General features: G+C 75.1%; 14 protein-coding genes. 5 read left to right on the top strand and 9 right to left on the bottom strand.

Annotated features, from left to right (window positions below):
* Positions 1-6: 6 nt before the first annotated feature.
* Complete coding sequence (locus tag ACVCAH_RS00640) at positions 7-609, top strand: hypothetical protein (protein WP_447134045.1); 603 nt, start codon at positions 7-9, stop codon at positions 607-609.
* Between the two features lie 2 nt (positions 610-611).
* Here ACVCAH_RS00640 and ACVCAH_RS00635 read toward each other — a convergent pair whose 3' ends face one another.
* Entirely contained in the window at positions 612-1,166 is a 555-nt protein-coding gene (locus ACVCAH_RS00635) for an Rv0361 family membrane protein (protein WP_447134348.1), read from the bottom strand.
* 197 nt (positions 1,167-1,363) lie between these two features.
* Here ACVCAH_RS00635 and ACVCAH_RS00630 point away from each other — a divergent pair, with 197 nt between their 5' ends.
* Both ACVCAH_RS00630 and ACVCAH_RS00625 read left to right on the top strand, forming a co-directional pair.
* Positions 1,364-3,904 carry an FtsK/SpoIIIE domain-containing protein gene (locus tag ACVCAH_RS00630; protein WP_447134044.1) on the top strand — a complete coding sequence of 847 codons (2,541 nt, stop codon included), beginning with the start codon at positions 1,364-1,366 and terminating at the stop codon, positions 3,902-3,904.
* Positions 3,901-4,638, top strand: a complete 738-nt coding sequence (locus tag ACVCAH_RS00625) for a hypothetical protein (RefSeq protein ID WP_447134043.1) — start codon at positions 3,901-3,903, stop codon at positions 4,636-4,638. Before ACVCAH_RS00630 ends, ACVCAH_RS00625 begins: the two co-directional genes overlap by 4 nt.
* A 100-nt stretch (positions 4,639-4,738) precedes the next feature.
* Here ACVCAH_RS00625 and folE read toward each other — a convergent pair whose 3' ends face one another.
* From folE to ACVCAH_RS00605, 4 genes are all read right to left on the bottom strand, one after another.
* On the bottom strand, positions 4,739-5,401 hold the full coding sequence (folE, locus tag ACVCAH_RS00620; protein WP_447134347.1) for a GTP cyclohydrolase I FolE: 663 nt from the start codon (positions 5,399-5,401) through the stop codon (positions 4,739-4,741).
* Positions 5,402-5,436: 35 nt separating this feature from the next.
* Positions 5,437-7,455, bottom strand: coding sequence for an ATP-dependent zinc metalloprotease FtsH (gene ftsH / locus ACVCAH_RS00615; protein WP_447134042.1), 2,019 nt, complete (start codon positions 7,453-7,455; stop codon positions 5,437-5,439).
* A 431-nt stretch (positions 7,456-7,886) separates the two neighbouring features.
* On the bottom strand, positions 7,887-8,462 hold the full coding sequence (gene hpt, locus ACVCAH_RS00610; RefSeq protein ID WP_447134041.1) for a hypoxanthine phosphoribosyltransferase: 576 nt from the start codon (positions 8,460-8,462) through the stop codon (positions 7,887-7,889).
* Between the two features lie 100 nt (positions 8,463-8,562).
* Complete coding sequence (locus ACVCAH_RS00605) at positions 8,563-8,808, bottom strand: hypothetical protein (protein WP_447134371.1); 246 nt, start codon at positions 8,806-8,808, stop codon at positions 8,563-8,565.
* Between the two features lie 42 nt (positions 8,809-8,850).
* Here ACVCAH_RS00605 and ACVCAH_RS00600 point away from each other — a divergent pair, with 42 nt between their 5' ends.
* Positions 8,851-9,819: a GlxA family transcriptional regulator gene (locus ACVCAH_RS00600; protein ID WP_447134040.1), complete on the top strand. Its 969-nt coding sequence runs from the start codon at positions 8,851-8,853 to the stop codon at positions 9,817-9,819.
* Between the two features lie 19 nt (positions 9,820-9,838).
* Here ACVCAH_RS00600 and ACVCAH_RS00595 read toward each other — a convergent pair whose 3' ends face one another.
* From ACVCAH_RS00595 to dacB, 4 genes are all read right to left on the bottom strand, one after another.
* Positions 9,839-11,482 (bottom strand): gamma-glutamyltransferase family protein, encoded by a 1,644-nt coding sequence (locus tag ACVCAH_RS00595; protein ID WP_447134039.1) that lies wholly within the window; start codon positions 11,480-11,482, stop codon positions 9,839-9,841.
* A 71-nt stretch (positions 11,483-11,553) separates the two neighbouring features.
* A complete protein-coding gene (gene tilS, locus ACVCAH_RS00590) occupies positions 11,554-12,543 on the bottom strand; it encodes a tRNA lysidine(34) synthetase TilS (RefSeq protein WP_447134038.1) in 990 nt (329 codons plus the stop codon).
* 10 nt (positions 12,544-12,553) lie between these two features.
* Positions 12,554-13,624, bottom strand: coding sequence for a zinc-dependent metalloprotease (locus ACVCAH_RS00585; protein WP_447134037.1), 1,071 nt, complete (start codon positions 13,622-13,624; stop codon positions 12,554-12,556).
* A gap of 112 nt (positions 13,625-13,736) precedes the next feature.
* Positions 13,737-15,188 (bottom strand): D-alanyl-D-alanine carboxypeptidase/D-alanyl-D-alanine endopeptidase, encoded by a 1,452-nt coding sequence (gene dacB / locus ACVCAH_RS00580; RefSeq protein WP_447134346.1) that lies wholly within the window; start codon positions 15,186-15,188, stop codon positions 13,737-13,739.
* A 551-nt stretch (positions 15,189-15,739) separates the two neighbouring features.
* Between dacB and ACVCAH_RS00575 the strand changes: the two genes are divergently transcribed.
* On the top strand, positions 15,740-16,246 hold the full coding sequence (locus ACVCAH_RS00575) for an inorganic diphosphatase (protein WP_447134036.1): 507 nt from the start codon (positions 15,740-15,742) through the stop codon (positions 16,244-16,246).
* Positions 16,247-16,254: the final 8 nt, after the last annotated feature.

Raw genomic sequence — 16,254 nt, 5'->3', positions numbered from 1 at the left:
GCTGTCATGAAGGACCCACTGCCCGACCCGTTCGCGGACCAACCGGACTGGGCGCCGGCACCACCGCGACCGATCGAGGTCGTGCCGGCGACCGGCCGGGTCGAGCTGCGGGGCCGACGCGTGCTGGTCGGCCTGCCGGGGCTGGGCTGGCGTGGCGACCTGCGTGCCGACGAGCGCGTGGTGCAGGGCAGCCGGACCTACGTCCCGGTCATTCCGGAGCACGAGTGGTACCGCGCGGAGGCCGACCAGGTGGAGGTCTTCGCCCCACTGGTGCCGGTGGAGCGGGTCTGGGTGGAGACCGTGGGCACCCGGCCGGCGGCCACCGCCGGGCGGCACGAGAGCGGGATCCGGCTGGTCTCCCTGGACACCCCGACGCACCGTCCGCCGACGCCGGTCGTCGAGGCGGACTCGGTCAGCGGCCGCCGGGTGGTGCACGTGGTCGATTCCGTCGAGCACCGCGACCTGCGGGGGGTCACCGAGACCTACTCCGGCGCCGACGGCGACATCTGCGTCCGGGTGACCCCGGAGGTGGAGTGGTACCGCTGGGCCTGGCGCGGCCAGTCACCGACCACCCTGGAGGTTCCGGTCCACCTGTTATGGATTGAATGAGGTCAGCTGACGGGCGCGCCGGCGCAGACCTGCCAGCCATCCCGATCCTCCACCTCGAATTGCCACGCATCGGTCAGGCTCTGCTGCACACCGTCGACGGAGGCACTCCGCCGGATCGTCGCCATGACGGTCGCTTTCGCCGGCCCGCTCGTCGAAACCACGACGTTCTCGATGTTGATGGAAAAGCCGACGCTCAGCTCCTGTTCGCGCCGCTCCACCTCAGAGCGAAAGTTGTCGATGGAGGGCAGTGACCCGTCGCAGGTGAAGAGCGCAGCTCGACCCTGGTCACGCGAAACCAGGGCGGCCTGCAGATAGCTCACCACCGCCACGTCCGGTGCGCTCCGGTCGGGGGTGGCCGCCCGGTTGTACAGCACGAACCCCGCCACCACCCCGCCGAGGCAGAGCACCGCGAGCACCCCCGCAACCACCGTGAGGACCGTGCGCAGCCGCCGCCGTGGCCGCTCCGGCGCCGGGGTGGCCGGAGGCGGCGCCAACTGGTCGGGCGGCGTCCGCTGCGCCGGTACGCGGGAGACCTGGGAACCGGCGGGGGGCTGCACTGATTCCACTCCCTGAGGCTAGCCGCTGGCCGCCCCGGACCCAATGCCCAGATCCAGCGGGATCGTGACGGACCCCTCTGCACCGGTGAGATCCACGACAACACCGGCGCAGCGCCGCCGCGCATCCGCCAGGAGCGGCTCGACCTGGGATACCGTCACTGGCGGGGTTGCCAGCCTCGGGCAGAGGGGGTGGACGGGTGGCCGGTCCGAAGGCACGTACCAACCGCGCCGCCGCCCTGCACCGGCGGGCCGCCGCCACCGCGGCCGCCGCCGCGGTGATCCTCGACGAGACCCGTCCCGCCCCGGCCGACCAGCGCCGCCAGTACGAGCTGGCCGAGCGGCTGCGTACGGCGGCGGCGCTGCTGGCCCCGGGTTGGTCCGGGGCTCCACTGGAGACGCTCGCCCCGACCACACCGGCCGACGAGGGCCCCCCGCCGTTCGTCCGGGTCGGCACCGCCGCCCCGCTGGACGACGCCCGCTTCCCGGCGCTGGTGCCGCTGCTCGGCACCGGTCACCTCACGGTGGACGCCGACGCACATGATCCTCGGGTGGCCGGGCTGATCCGGGCCGTACTGCTGCGACTGCTGGCGGCGACCCCGGCCGGAGCGCTGCTGGTCCGCGCGGTGGACGCGGCGGGTGGCACGTTGGCGCCCTTCGCGGCGCTCGCCGACGCCGGCCTGCTGCCACCGCCGGTGGCGGACGTGGCCGGGCTGCGGGCGGTGCTGGCCGAGGCGGAGCAGTGGGTCGCACCGGGCGCGAGCGGCCGCCGCCGGCACGATCGGACGCTGCTGCTGGTGATCGCCGCGCTGCCGGATCCGACCGGCCCGACCGACCTGGCCCGGATCGAGGCCCTGGCCGAGCAGGGCCGCTCGGCCGGGCTGCACCTGGTGGTCGCCGGCTGGCCCCGGCCCGGCCGCGGGCCGCTGCCCCAGGCCACCGCGCTGGCGATACGCACCGCGTACGCGCTGCTCGGCGACCCGCCCGGGGCCACCTTCGCCGGTCCCGGCGCGGAGCCGCCGGGTGGGTTGAACTCGCCGGTCTTCGTCGAGGCGAACCCGCCCGCCGAACTCGTCGACGCGGTCTGCCGGCGGCTCGCCGCGCAGGTGGAGGCGGGTTCCCGGCTGGCGTTGGGAGACCTGCTGCCGCCGGACGACGCCGAGCTGTGGACCGCCGCTTCGGTCGACGGGATCTCCACCACGGTGGGCGACGCGGGCGGGCGTCCGGTGTCGCTCGGCTTCACCGAACTGACCCCGCACTGGCTGGTCAGCGGCCGGTCCGGGACGGGCCGCTCCACCTTCCTCACCACCGCGCTGCTCGGCCTCGCCGCCCGGTACGGCCCGGACGAGCTGACCCTGTACCTGGTCGACCTGGGCCACGGCGAGTCCTTTGTGGAGTTCCTGCAGACCGAGCGGGACCGGTCCTGGGTCCCGCAGGTCCGCGCCGCAGCGATGGCCGCCGACCGGGAGTACGTGCTCGACCTGCTCGAACAGTTGACCGCGGAGCTGCACCGCCGCGAGGAGGCCGGGCGCCGGGCCGGCGGCCAGCGCTACGCCGAGCTGCGGGAGCACCGGCCGCTGCCCCGGATCGTCTGCGTGCTGGACAATCTTCCGCGGCTCTTCGCCGAGCGGGACCGGTTGGCCGCGGACGCCGCCGCCCGGCTGGAGGCGCTGGCCCGGGGTGGCCGGTCGTACGGCATCCATCTGGTCCTCGCCGGCGAGGGTGACCTCGGGCTGGGCTCGCGCGCCGACGGCGGGCACCGCGACTCGATGCTCGGGCAGTTCCCGGTGCGGGTGGCGCTGCCCGGCGGTGGCGCGGTGCTGGAGCCGACCAACGACTCGGCGGCGGGGCTGCCGGTCGGCAGCGCCGTGGTGAACACCGCCGGCGGGCTGGGCGGTCCCCGGGGCGCGATCCGGGGGCACGAGCGCATGGTCCGCTTCCCCGACCCCCAGGACGACCCGGAGACCGTGGAGCGGCTGCGCCACCAGCTCTGGTCGGCCCGGCCGAAAAAATCGGGCCCACCGGTGGTCTTCGCCGGCTACGCGCGCCCGCTGCTGCGCAACGATCCCCGGCACCGGGCCGCGCTGGCCGGGCAGGCGCACGGCCCGGCCGCTCTGCTCGGCCGGGCGGTGGACGTGGCCCGTACCACGGTGGCGGTGCCGCTCGGGCCGGCGGCGGGCCGGAACCTGGCCGTCCTCGGGCCGGAGGCGGCCAGGCTCCTGGTCACCGCGGCCCGCAGCGCCGCCGCCCACCACCCGCCCGGTTGCGCCCGCTTCGTGCTGACGGCGGCGGACGGCGCGGCCCGGCCGGCCGTCGACGCGCTGGCGGCCGAACTGGCCGCCCGGCATCCGGTCGACACGGTCGACGTGCCCGGTCTGCTCGCGGTCGCGGACGCCGGCGAGCCGGCCTACCTGGTGATCTTCGGAGTGGACGGCGCGTCGCCGGAGCGGCTGCCCGCCGCCCGGTTGCGGGCCCTGCTGCGGGAGGGGCCGCCCGCCGGCCTGCACGTGCTCGGCTGGTGGCGCACGGTGCCGCCGTTCGCCGCGCTGCTGGAGCCGGCGGACGGCGCGGTGGACAAGCTGGCCGCGGTGCTGGCGGTGGACGTGCCGGGTGCCCAGTTGGCGGCGGTCTTCGGTCGCCCGGTCGACTGGCGGCCCCGGCCCGGCCGGGCGGTGCTCTGGGACGGGCCGGGCGAGCGGGGCACCGTGCTGGTGCCGTTCGCCGAGGAAGGAGCGGTATGACCGGCGGCGAGGCGCGCGGCCGGGTCGGGCCTGCCGCTCCCGGTCGGCAGCGCGACGGCGGGCGGCGGGTGCCGGTCCAACCGAGGGGCGCCGACCCGGTGCCCGCCGCCTGGACGGACTACCTGGCCGCGGCCAGGCAGCTGGACGGGGTACGGCGGGACGCGGTCACCGCCGCGGGTGAGCAGGCCCGGTCGGTGCAGACCGCCCGCGAGGAGCTGACCGCGGTACGCACCCGGTTGGCGCCGCAGGAGGCGCGGCTGCGGGAGCTGGGCGTACCGCCGATCTCGCTGGTGCCCACGCCGCCGGAGCTGACCGAGGCGGCCCGGTCGATGGCGGGTGGTCCTTCGGCGGTGCTGGCCGCGCTGCGCGCCGCCCACGGCCGGGCGGACGCCGCGGACGCGGCGCTGGCCGCGCGCGGTCCGGTCAGCCCGGCGACCTGGCCGGCGCGGGTCCGCAACCTGCTGGTGTACGCGCCGCTGGCGCTGCTGGTGCCGGTGATCCAGGTGGCGGTCTACGTCGCGACCGGGCCGGGCCCGGCGAGCGTCGCGGCGCTGATCTGCGGGCTGCCGATGCCGGCGGTGGCGTTCGCGGCCGGCTGGATCGGCACCGGGCGGCTCTTCCCGGCGCGACCGGGCGGGCGGACGGACCGGACGACCCGGCTGGGTGCGCTGGTCTGCCTGGTCCCGGCGGTGCTGGTCACCGCCGGGCTGCTGCTCGCGCTGCTCGCCGGCTGAGCCGGAGAGCCCGGACGTCGCGGCGCCCGGGCCGGTTCGTTCCGGACGGCATTCGGCCGGCCACCGCGGGACGCGGGGCCGGCCGGTGGTTGCTCGCGGCTCAGCGGGGGATGATCAGCGCCATCGCCTCGGCGCGCGACTTGGCATCGTGCTGGAGCGTGCCGCGTACCGCCGAGGTGATGGTCTTGGCGCCGGACTTCTGGATGCCGCGCATCGCCATGCACATGTGCTCGCACTCCAGCACCACCACCACGCCGCGCGGTGCCAGCTTGCTCATCAGCAGGTCGGCGATCTGCGAGGTGAGCCGCTCCTGCACCTGGGGCCGGCGGGCGAAGACCTCGACCAGCCGGGCCAGCTTGGACAGGCCGGTGATCCGGCCGTCCGGCCCGGGGATGTAGCCGATGTGCGCGCTGCCCCGGAACGGCAGCAGGTGGTGCTCGCAGAGGCTCATCACGTCGATGTCCCGGACCAGCACCAGCTCCTCGTGGTTGGCCTCGAAGGTGGTGCTGAGCACCTGGGCCGGGTCGACCCGGAGGCCGGCGAAAAGTTCCGCGTACGCGCGGGCCACCCGGGCCGGGGTCTGCTGGAGCCCGTCGCGATCCGGGTCCTCCCCGACGGCGATCAGGATCTCCCGGACCGCCTTCTCGATCCGGCCGAGGTCCATGGTGTCCTCGATCGGCCGGCCGGTGAGCTTGCCGCTGATCAGGCGGGCGGCGACGTAGTCCAGGTCGTCGCCGTCGGGCTCGGTTGCGGAGGCGGCCAGCCCCCGGTCGTGGGGGCTGGCCGCCGGGTCGGTACTCAGTGCGTACCGTCCGAGTTGTTCGAGGTGGCGCCACCGCCGACCGTCGCCTCGGCGCCGTCGGCCTGGGCCTGCACCTTGAGCGCCTCCTTCTCCGCCGGCGTGAGCACCGGCGGCTCGGTGGAGGGCTGGCGCTTGCCGAAGCCGTTGTACGGCGCCATCGGCGGCCGCTTGGCCACCCGGGCGCAGATCCGGGCCATGTCGGCGGTGGAGAGGGTCTCCTTCTCCATCAGCTCCAGGACGATGTTGTCCAGCACGTCCCGGTACTCGACCAGGATCTCCCAGGCCTCGTCGTGGGCCAGCTCGATCAGCGCCCGCATCTCGGCGTCGATCTCGGCGGCGACGGCGTCGGAGTAGTCCCGCTCGTGGCCCATGTTGCGACCGAGGAACGGCTCGTCGCCGCTGGTGCCGTACTTGATCGCACCGAGCTTGGAGCTCATGCCGTACTGGGTGATCATCGCGCGGGCCAGCTGGGTGGCCTTCTCGATGTCGTTGCCGGCGCCGGTGGTCGGCTCGTGGAAGACCAGCTCCTCGGCGGCCCGGCCGCCGAGCGCGTAGGCCAGCGTGTCGACCATCTCCGCGCGGGTCTGGGTGTACTTGTCCTCCGTGGGCAGCACCAGGGTGTGGCCCAGCGAGCGACCGCGGGACAGGATCGTCACCTTGTGCACCGGCGCGGCGTGCGGCAGCGCCCAGGCGACCAGCGCGTGTCCACCCTCGTGGTACGCGGTGATCTTCTTCTCCTGGTCGCTCATCACCCGGGTCCGGCGCTGCGGACCGGCGATCACCCGGTCGATCGACTCCTCCAGGGAGTCGTTGGTGATCGCCCGCTGGTCCTTGCGGGCGGTGAGCAGCGCGGACTCGTTGATCACGTTGGCCAGGTCGGCGCCGCTGAAGCCCGGGGTACGCCGAGCCACCGCGTCGAGGTCGACGTCGGGGGTGAACGGCTTGCCCTTGGCGTGCACCCGCAGGATCGCCTTGCGGCCCTCCATGTCGGGGGCGTCCACCGGGATCTGCCGGTCGAACCGGCCCGGGCGCAGCAGCGCCGGGTCGAGGATGTCCGGCCGGTTGGTGGCGGCGATCAGGATGACCCCGCCCTTGGTGTCGAAGCCGTCCATCTCGACGAGCAGCTGGTTCAGCGTCTGCTCGCGCTCGTCGTGGCCACCGCCCATGCCGGCGCCGCGGTGCCGGCCGACGGCGTCGATCTCGTCGACGAAGACGATCGCCGGGGCGTTCGCCTTGGCCTGCTCGAAGAGGTCGCGGACCCGGCTGGCGCCGACACCGACGAACATCTCCACGAAGTCGGAACCGGAGATCGAGTAGAACGGCACCCCGGCCTCGCCGGCGACCGCCCGGGCCAGCAGCGTCTTACCGGTACCGGGCGGGCCGAAGAGCAGCACGCCCTTGGGGATCTTCGCGCCGAGGGCCTGGTACTTCGCCGGGTTCTGCAGGAAGTCCTTGATCTCGTGCAGCTCCTCGACGGCCTCCTCGGCGCCGGCCACGTCCGCGAACGTGGTCTTCGGCGTGTCCTTGGTGATCATCTTGGCCTTGGACTTGCCGAAGTTGAGCACCCGGGAGCCGCCGCCCTGCATCTGCGACATGAAGAAGAGCAGCAGGAGCACGAGCAGCGCGATGGGCAGGAGGTTGACCAGCAGGCTCACCCAGATGCTGTCCGAGGAGACCTTGGTGTTGGCCGGGCCGGTGATCCGGTTCGCCGCCTTGGCGTCGAGGACCTCGTTCCAGACCTGGTCGCCGACCTCGTACGGGAACTGGGCCTCGATCCGGTCGGTCGTGGTGTCGCCGAACTTCGCCTTCTCGGCGAGTTCGAGCTGGAGCGTCTGCTCCTTGTCCTGGAAGACCGCCTTGTCGATCTTGGCGGTGTGGAGCTGGTCGAGCGCCACCGAGGTGTCCACCCGGTGGTAGCTGGGACCAGCCGTGAAGAGTTGACTGAGCACAACGGCGCCGAGGATGACCAGGATGATCCAGACCACCGGTCGGCGGAAGAAACGCGTACGTTCCATGCTGTTGTCGGGCATCGAGACGCCCGCATCCTCCTGATCGACGTCCTGACCGTCTGAATGGTGTCGCCGCCTGGGGCGGCGCCGGGCCGCCGTGCGGGCCGGCCGCGACCCCGAGGCGCGAATCTGCCGCGCCGCGGTCATTCGACGGTACACCGTGTGCGCGAGAAGTGAGCTTGCGAGCCCCGCAGTCACGCCCCATCGAGATCGACGGAGCGCCCCGCGGCCGGGCCCGCCAGCGCGCCTTCCCGCTCCCAGCGGAGCCCGGGCGATGGCCGGCGTGGCGAGGAGTCCGGACCCGGCCATCCGATCGCCCGGTCACGCGGTCGAGGGGCCGGGAGCGGAGCTGCCTCCGCGCCACCGACGTCCACGGTAGTCCGATCGGCTGGGAGTCCGCTGAACGTCCGCTCGACGCGCGCCGATGCGGGGCCGGCTCAGGACCGGGCGTAGACCTCCGGCTTGAGCACGCCGACGTAGGGCAGCTCGCGGTAACGCTCGGCGAAGTCGAGGCCGTAGCCGACGACGAACTCGGTCGGGATGTCGAAGCCGACGTACTTCACCGGCACGGACACCTTGACCGCGTCCGGCTTGCGGAACAGCGCGACCACCTCGACGCTCGCCGCGGAGCGCGACTCGAGGTAGCGCAGCAGCCAGGAGAGGGTCAGCCCGGAGTCGACGATGTCCTCGACCACCACGACGTGCCGGCCGGCGATGTCGCGGTCCAGGTCCTTGAGGATGCGGACCACGCCGGAGGAGGTGGTGCCCTGGCCGTACGAGGAGATGGCCATGAAGTCCAGTTCGGCGGGGGGCCCCTGCCGGCCCAGCGCCCGGGCGAAGTCGGCCATGAACATGACCGCGCCCTTGAGCACGCAGACGAGCAGGAGCCCGTCCTCGACGTGGGCGTAGTCCGCGGAAACCTGCTTGGCCAGTTCCGCGGTCTTCTCGCGGATCTGCGCCTCGGAGATGATCACGTGGTCGATGTCGGCGTCGTACCAGGAGCCGTCAGCCATGACCCCTAGCCTGCCGTACGCCGGACGGCCCCCGTCGGCGGGGCCGCCCCTTTTGGCGCGGTCCCGCCCAGGATTTTTCCCGCAAAGTTGACCAATCACCTCAGCAGGTACGGGACTGCCACCGGCGGCCGTCGTCGGTGGGCTTCCAGTCGGCCGAGTCCCGGCTGTCTGCGGTCAGGCCGGTCGCCGAGGCCGCGGCGAGGAGGACGAGGAACAGAAGGAAGAACAGGAACTCCATGGCGGCGCTCGCTTTCGCACGTTTGCTGTCGGTTTCGCCGCCGGTGCGCACCGGACTGAATCCAGTTTCCGCCCCTCCGTCCGCCCCGGACAGTGGCAGGAATGCCATCCAGGCTCGATTTTCTGCCACCTCTGGGGTTACCCTCGTCACATGCTGCGTACGGTTGCCGTCCTCGCCCTCGACGGGGTCGCCGCGTTCGAGTTGGGCGTCCTCGCCGAGGTCTTCGGCACCGACCGCACCGCCGACGGCTTCCCCGGCTACCGCTTCCAGGTATGCACCCCCGACGGCGCGCCGGTGCGTACCGCCTCCGGCTTCCACCTCGTCCCGCACGCCGACCTCGGGCCGGTCGAGGAGGCCGACCTGGTCGCCGTGCCCGCCCACCAGCAGGGAACGACGGCGACCGTGCCGCCGGAGGTGCTCGACGCGCTGTGCCGGGCCGGCGACCGGGGGGCGTACCTGCTCAGCGTCTGCTCGGGAGCGTTCCTGCTCGGCGCGGCCGGCCTGCTCGACGGCCGCGACTGCACCACCCACTGGAAGTACGTCGACGAACTCCAGCACCGCCACCCGACCGCCCGGGTGCAGTGCAACTCGCTCTACGTGCAGGACGGCCGGCTGCTCACCAGCGCCGGCACCGCGGCCGGCATCGACGCCTGCCTGCACCTGGTGCGCCAGGAGCACGGGTCGGCCACGGCCACCCGGTTGGCCCGCCGGATGGTCGTCCCGCCGCACCGCGACGGCGGGCAGTCGCAGTACGTCGAGGCGCCGATCCCCAAGGCGCCCGAGGCGCCCACCCTGGAGCCGGTGCTGGAGTGGCTGATGGGGCACCTGGACCGGCCGGTGACGGTCGACGAGATCGCCGCCCGGGCCGGCATGGCGCCGCGGACCTTCGCCCGCCGGTTCCGGGCCGAGACCGGCACCACCCCGCACGACTGGCTGACCAACCAGCGGGTGCTGCTGGCCCGGCGGCTGCTCGAGGAGACCCGGCTGAGCGTGGAGGACGTCGCCGACCGGTCCGGGTTCGGCGACGCCGCCGCGCTACGGCACCACTTCGCCCGCCGGGTCGGCGCCACCCCGCACAGCTACCGGACCACCTTCCGCGACCGCGCCCACGCCGGCTGAGAGAGCAGTCTCCGGCCCGTCAGAAGCCGCCCATCCCGCCGTCGACCCGGGACTCGGACCCGGCGACGTAGCCGCCGTCGGCCGCCCGCCAGATCGCCTGCCCGTACCCGAAGGCCGCCGGCTCCCCGGCGACGGTGATCTCGTGTCCCCGGGCCCGCAGCTCGGTGACCGCCGCCCGGCCCTCCGCCGTGCCGACGAGTTCCGGCTCGACCAGCACCGACCGGCCGGCGTGCCAGTACCAGCGCGGCGCGTCCAGCGCCGCCTGCGGGTCGAGCCCGGCGTCGAGGGTGGCCGAGACGAGCTGGACGTGCCCCTGCGGCTGCATGTGGCCGCCCATCACGCCGAACGGCCCCACCGGCTCGCCGTCCCGGGTCAGGAAGCCGGGAATGATCGTGTGGAACGGCCGCTTGCCCGGCCCCACCACGTTCGGGTGGGCAGGGTCGAGGCGGAACCCGAGGCCCCGGTTCTGCAGCGCGAACCCGTGCCCGGGCAGCACCACGTGCGAGCCGAACGCCAGGTAGGTGGACTGGATGAGACTGACCATCATGCCGCCGGCGTCGGCGGCGCAGAGGTAGACGGTGCCGCCGCGCTCCGGGTCGCCGGCCGTGTGGGTGCCGGCGCGGTCGGTGATCAACGCCCGCCGTGCGGCCGCGTACCCGGGCGAGAGCAGCGCCTCGGTGGGCACCTCGACCCGATCCGGGTCGGCGACGTGCGCGTGCGCGTCGGCGAAGCCGAGCTTCACCGCCTCGATCTGCCGGTGCAGGCGTTCCGCCAGCGCGACGTCGGCCAGTTCCAGCCCGTCCAGCACACCCAGCGCGAGCAGCGCGGCCAACCCCTGCCCGTTCGGCGGCAGCTCCCACACCTCGTGTCCCCGGTAGCGCACCCGCACCGGCTCCACCCAGCTGGAGGTGTGCCGGGCCAGGTCGTCGCCGGTGAGCAGCCCGCCGGTCCGGGCGGCGTGCCGGGCCAGCGCCTCGGCCGTCGCACCCCGGTAGAAGTCCTCGGCCCCGGTGTCGGCGATCCGGCGCAGGGTCCGCGCCGCGTCCGGGTTGCGCCACCGCTCCCCCGGCCGCGGCGCCCGGCCGCCGGGCGCGAACACCCGGTCGAACTCGGCGTACTCCGCGCCGGTCAGTTCCGCGTGCGCGGCCACCCCGCGCGCCCAGGCCGCGGCCACTCCGGTGGAGACCGGGTGGCCGTGCTCGGCGTACCCGACGGCGTCGGTGAAGAGGTCGGCGAAGGGCAGCCGGCCGAACCGGTCGTGCAGGTCCCGCCAGCCGGCCGGCGCTCCGGGGACAGTCACCGGCAGCCAGCCCCGGGCGGGCAGGGCCGGTCCGGTGTGCTGGTCGCCGCCGAGCGCGTCCACCGGCGCGGCGCCCCGCCCGCCGGTCGCGGCGAGCACCGCCTCCCGGGTCAGCGCCGCCGGCGACCGGCCGGAGGCGTTCAGCCCGTGCAGCCGCTCGCCGTCCCAGACCAGGGCGAACAGGTCCCCGCCGATGTCGTTGGACGGAGGCTGCACCACGGTGAGCGTGATCGCGGTGGCCAGCGCCGCGTCGACGGCGTTGCCGCCGCGCCGCAGCACGGCCAGGCCGGCCGCCGCGGCCAGCGGGTGGCTCGTCGCCACCGCGCCGTGCGGGGCGTAGAGGGGCTGTCGGGGGTACGCCATGCGCCATGTCTACCGCGTCCCGGCGGCGCCCGCGTCCCGTCAGGGATCGCCGGCCCGGCGGCGGCCGCTCCTCAGGGCCCGCCGACCCGGGTCAGTCGGCCGTCCCGGCGGACCACCCGCAGGCCGCCGGGCAGGTGCGCCGCCCCCTGCCCACGCCAGCCGGTGACCAGCGTGTCGAGGGCGGTCACGTGCCGGTGCGACAGCGCGGCCGGCGGGGCGCCCAGCTCGCGGGCCCAGGCGTGCAGCACCCGGCCGCGTACCGCGGGAGCCAGGTCGGCGAGCGCCGCCACCGACAGCCCGCCGGCCGGGTGCCGGACCGCCGCGAGCGCGGTGCCGGCCAGGTCGTCGAGCGCGGCGTTGTCGGCCGCCACCAGCCGGGCCGTCCGGGCCAGGTTCTCCAGCACGCCCGGCCCGAGCGCCCGCACCAGCGCCGGCAGCACGTCGGCCCGGACCCGGGCGCGGGCGTACGAGGGGTCGGCGTTGTGCGGGTCCTCCCACGGGGTCAGCCCGAGCACCGCGCACGCCTTGCGGGTCTGCTCCCGGCTCACCTCGAGCAGTGGGCGCAGCAGCGGCACCCCGGCCAGGTCCCGGCGGGCGGGCATCCCGGCCAGCCCGCGCGGGCCGGCGCCCCGGGCGAGCGCGAGCAGCACCGTCTCGGCCTGGTCGTCCCGGGTGTGGCCGGTGAGCAGCGCCGCCGCCCGGTGCCGCCGGGCCACCTCGGCCAACGCCTGGTAGCGGGCCTCCCGGGCGGCCGCCTCCGGCCCACCGGGACGGCCGGCCACCTCGACCCGGACCGCCTCCACGGGGGCGAAGCCGACCTCGCCCGCCCAGGCCGCCACCGCCTCGGCCCGCTCGGCCGAGCCGGCCTGCAGGCCGTGGTCGACGGTCACCAGACCGGCCGGCCGGCCCAGCCGGGGCGCCACGAAGACGGTGGCCGCGGCCAGCGCGAGCGAGTCGGCGCCACCGGAGCAGGCGACCAGCACCGGCCCGGGCGGCAGACCGGTCAGCGCGCGGCGCACCGCGACCCGGATCGCGGCGACCGGCGGGGCGAGCGCGGCCACGGCCGGACGGTCAGCCGACGACCGGCACCGGGCCCACCGGCCCGTGCACCCGGGCCACCCAGGCGTCCGGGTCGCCGAGCTCCTCCAGCCGGGGCAGGGTGAGCGGCGAGTCGAAGACCTTGTTGAAGCCGGGCATCCCGACCCGCTCCACCACGCCGTGCACGAACTTGCGGCCCTCGGCGTACTGGCGCATCTTGACGTCGACGCCGAGCAGCCGGCGGATCGCCTTCTCCAGCGGGTTGCCGGACTCCCGGCGCCGGTTGAACGCCGCTCGGATCCGCTCGACGCTCGGGATCACCTGCGGGCCCACCCCGTCCATCACGAACTCCGCGTGCCCCTCGAGCAGGGTCATCAGCGCGGTCAGCCGGTCCAGCACGGCCCGCTGCGCCGGCGTCTGGACGAGGTCCAGCACGCTGGTGCGGCTCTCCGGGTCGCGGACCGCGTCGGAGAGGGTGGCCACGCCGCGGCGCAGCCGCTCCAGCAGGTGCTCGCCGCCGCCGGACGAGGCGTCGACGAAGGCCTGCACCTCGCCCAGGAAGTAGCCGCGCATCCAGGGCACGGCGGTGAACTGGGTGCGGTGGGTCACCTCGTGCAGGCAGACCCAGAGCCGGAAGTCGCGCGGGTCGGCGCCGAGCTTGCGTTCCACCTCGACGATGTTCGGCGCGACCAGCAGCAGCTGCCCGGGATCGGCGGAGAAGACCTCGTACTGGCCGAGCACCCGGCCGGAGAGGTACGCCAGCACGGTGCCGGCCTGCACGCCGGTGAGCCGGGAACCGATCGCCTCGGTCAGCGGGCCGGGCTGCTTGTCGCCTGAGAGCCGGCTGACCAGGGGGCTGATCACCTCGCGCAGCCCGGCGATGTTGGTCGCCGCCCAGTCCCGCCGGTCGACCACCCGCACCGGCGGGTGCGACAGCTGCGGCCGCAGCCCGGTGTAGTCGGCGACGTGCCCGGCCGCCTCCTCGGTCAACCGCCGCAGGTCGGCGACCACGTCGGTGGCCTCCGCGTACGACACCCGGGGGCCCGACTTGCCCAGCGCCCCCGCGGTCGCGGCGGCCAGATCCCAGTCCACGAACTGCGCCATGCACCCACCGTACCCGCGCCGGAACACCCCGGCCCGGGCTCGCGGTGGCGATCGACGCCGGTCGCGGCGGCCCGCGCACCCGAAGGCACCGCCGCCGCCGGGGCGGCGGGGGTCAGCGGCAGCCGCAGCCGGCCAGCGCGGCGCCGATCCGGTCCAGCGCTCCCCGGGCGGCGTCCATGCCGTCCGGGGGCACCGCGTCGGTGAGCACGGCGAAGGTGAGCAGCCGACCGTCGGCGGTGGTGACCAGCCCGGCGATGGCGTGCACCCTGGTCAGCGTGCCGGTCTTGGCCCGGACCACGCCGGCGCCGGCCTTGGACCCGCTCGCCGCGAAGCGTTCGCCCAGCGTGCCGGACCAGCCGGCGACCGGCAGGCCGCCGAAGACCGCGGCCAGCTCCGGCCGGCTGCCGTTGCCGGCGAGGGTGACCAGGTCGGTGAGGAGCGAGGGGCTGATCCGGTTGGTGCGGGACAGCCCGCTGCCGTCGGCGAGAGAGAGCTCGTCGGCGGGCAGGCCCAGTTCGGCCGCCACGGCGTCCATCGCGGCGGCGGCGCCGGTGAACGAGGCAGGCTGGTCACGGGCCAGCGCGACCTGGCGGGCCAGCGCCTCGGCGACGATGTTGTCGCTGTCGCTGATCATGATGTCGACCAGCCGGACCATCGGCAGCGACTCCACCTTGCCCAGCTCGCCGCCAGGGCCGCCCGCGGTGGCGTCGGCGCCAGCGGCCGGGGACCTGCCGCTGCTGACCTTGTCGGTCGGCACGCCGAGCAGCCGGGCGAACGCGCGGCCGGCGACCAGGTCGGGCCGGGACACCCGCTCGGCGCCGTGGCTGCCCGCGTCGTGGTCCCGCTTGGCCTGCGGCACGTCCGCGCGCGCGCCGTCGGTCATCAACGCGGTGATCGCGCCGCCGTACCCGCCGGTGGGGATGTCGGCGTCCCAGCCGGGCTCGTGGACCGGGCCGGAGTAGAGCGAGGAGTCGACGATCACCTTGGTCGGCGCGGTGCCGCCGAGGGCCGCCTTCACCTGGGCGGCCAGGTCGTCCAGCCGGGCCGCGCCGGGGTAGAAGCCCTTCTTGTCGACCGCCAGCGTCGGGTCGCCGCCGCCCACGATCACCACCTCGCCCGGGCTGGCGCCGGCCACCGCCCGGGTCGGGATGCGGTATCCGGGACCGCGCGCGGCGAGCACGGTCACCGCGGTCACCAGCTTGGTCACCGAGGCGGGCACGGTGCCGTCGTCCTCGTTGGCGCCGAAGAGCGGCTGGCCGGTGGCCACGTCGGCCACCGAGACGTTGACCCGGTCACCGAGGGCGGCCGCGCGGACCAGCGGGTCGAGCGCGGCGGAGACCCCTTCCGGACTGGGGAGCGGGGCGTTCGCGTCCGCCCCGGCCAGCACCGGCACCGGCGGTGGATCGGCCGTCTCGGCGGTGGGCCCGGCGGCCCGGTCGTCGCCGAGCCAGTCCGCCACCGGGCCGGGACGGACCACGACCACGCCGACGGCCAGCGCGAGCAGCAGCACCGTGGCGAGCACGAGCGGGAGCAGCCGCCGGCGCCGGGCCGGCGCGGGGGGCACGGCGGACGGCGGCGGGCCGGCGGGCGGCGTCGACACCGGGCCGGCGGCACCGGCGTGGAACGGCGGCACGCTGGCCGTACCGGAGGCACCGGCGGGCGGCGGCGGGACGCTGGCCGTACCGGAGGCGCCGGGGTTCAGCGGGCGGCCGCCGGGCGTGCCGGCGACACCCGGGTACGGTGCCCCGGGCGCGGCGGTCGGCGCGTCGCCGCCCGGCCGCCAGGGCGGGGGCGCGGGTCGGTCCGCGCCGTACGCCGCGGCCGGGTCGGCGGGCGGCTGCGGGGCCTGCGGGGGGTGCGCGCCGGGGACCCGGAACCGGCCGGTGGCGGCACCCGGAGCAGATCCACCCGTACCACGTCCAGCACCCGCCTCCGGGCGGTAGTGTGAATCTTCCCTCCCCACGACCCCCTCCTCCCCCACGAAATTCGGCCTGGGTGACACTACTTCGGTCCGAACACTATGCGGTGGCCGGAGCCGGTGGGTGGGCATTCACCCGGACCGGGCGGCGCCGGTGGTTTCCGTTAGCCAGCGTGGGCAAACGAGGGAGCGTGCAGATGGATTTCGACGTGACGGTTGAGATCCCGAAGGGTCACCGCAACAAGTACGAGGTCGACCACGCGACCGGCCGGATCCGGCTGGACCGCACCCTCTTCACGTCCACCCAGTACCCGGCGGACTACGGGTTCATCGAGGGCACCCTCGGCGAGGACGGCGACCCGCTGGACGCGCTGGTGCTGGTCCCCGAGCCGACCTTCCCCGGCTGCCTGATCCGCTGCCGCACCATCGGCATGTTCCGGATGACGGACGAGAAGGGCGGCGACGACAAGGTGCTCTGCGTCCCCTACGAGGACCCGCGCCAGGAGCACCTGCGCGACATCCACCACCTCGGCGAGTTCGACCGGCTGGAGATCCAGCACTTCTTCGAGGTCTACAAGGACCTGGAGCCGGGCAAGTCGGTCGAGGGTGCCACCTGGGTGGGGCGGACCGAGGCCGAGGCCGAGATCCGGGCGTCGTACCAGCGCGCCAAGGAGGCCGAGGAGCGCGGCGACACCGGGCACTGATCCGCAGC

The sequence above is a fragment of the Micromonospora sp. LZ34 genome (genome assembly GCF_052981855.1).
Note: the sequence above shows the minus strand (reverse complement) of the source record. Positions and strands in the feature narration are given on the sequence as shown.

What these genes read in the sequence shown, in the direction of transcription:
- ACVCAH_RS00595 (WP_447134039.1), bottom strand. Translation starts at nt 11,482, where the DNA reads ATGGCGTACCCCCGACAGCCCCTCTACGCCCCGCACGGCGCGGTGGCG.
- ftsH (WP_447134042.1), bottom strand. Translation starts at nt 7,455, where the DNA reads ATGGAACGTACGCGTTTCTTCCGCCGACCGGTGGTCTGGATCATCCTG.
- ACVCAH_RS00575 (WP_447134036.1), top strand. Translation starts at nt 15,740, where the DNA reads ATGGATTTCGACGTGACGGTTGAGATCCCGAAGGGTCACCGCAACAAG.
- ACVCAH_RS00625 (WP_447134043.1), top strand. Translation starts at nt 3,901, where the DNA reads ATGACCGGCGGCGAGGCGCGCGGCCGGGTCGGGCCTGCCGCTCCCGGT.
- ACVCAH_RS00640 (WP_447134045.1), top strand. Translation starts at nt 7, where the DNA reads ATGAAGGACCCACTGCCCGACCCGTTCGCGGACCAACCGGACTGGGCG.
- ACVCAH_RS00600 (WP_447134040.1), top strand. Translation starts at nt 8,851, where the DNA reads ATGCTGCGTACGGTTGCCGTCCTCGCCCTCGACGGGGTCGCCGCGTTC.
- hpt (WP_447134041.1), bottom strand. Translation starts at nt 8,462, where the DNA reads ATGGCTGACGGCTCCTGGTACGACGCCGACATCGACCACGTGATCATC.
- ACVCAH_RS00605 (WP_447134371.1), bottom strand. Translation starts at nt 8,808, where the DNA reads ATGGCATTCCTGCCACTGTCCGGGGCGGACGGAGGGGCGGAAACTGGA.
- ACVCAH_RS00585 (WP_447134037.1), bottom strand. Translation starts at nt 13,624, where the DNA reads ATGGCGCAGTTCGTGGACTGGGATCTGGCCGCCGCGACCGCGGGGGCG.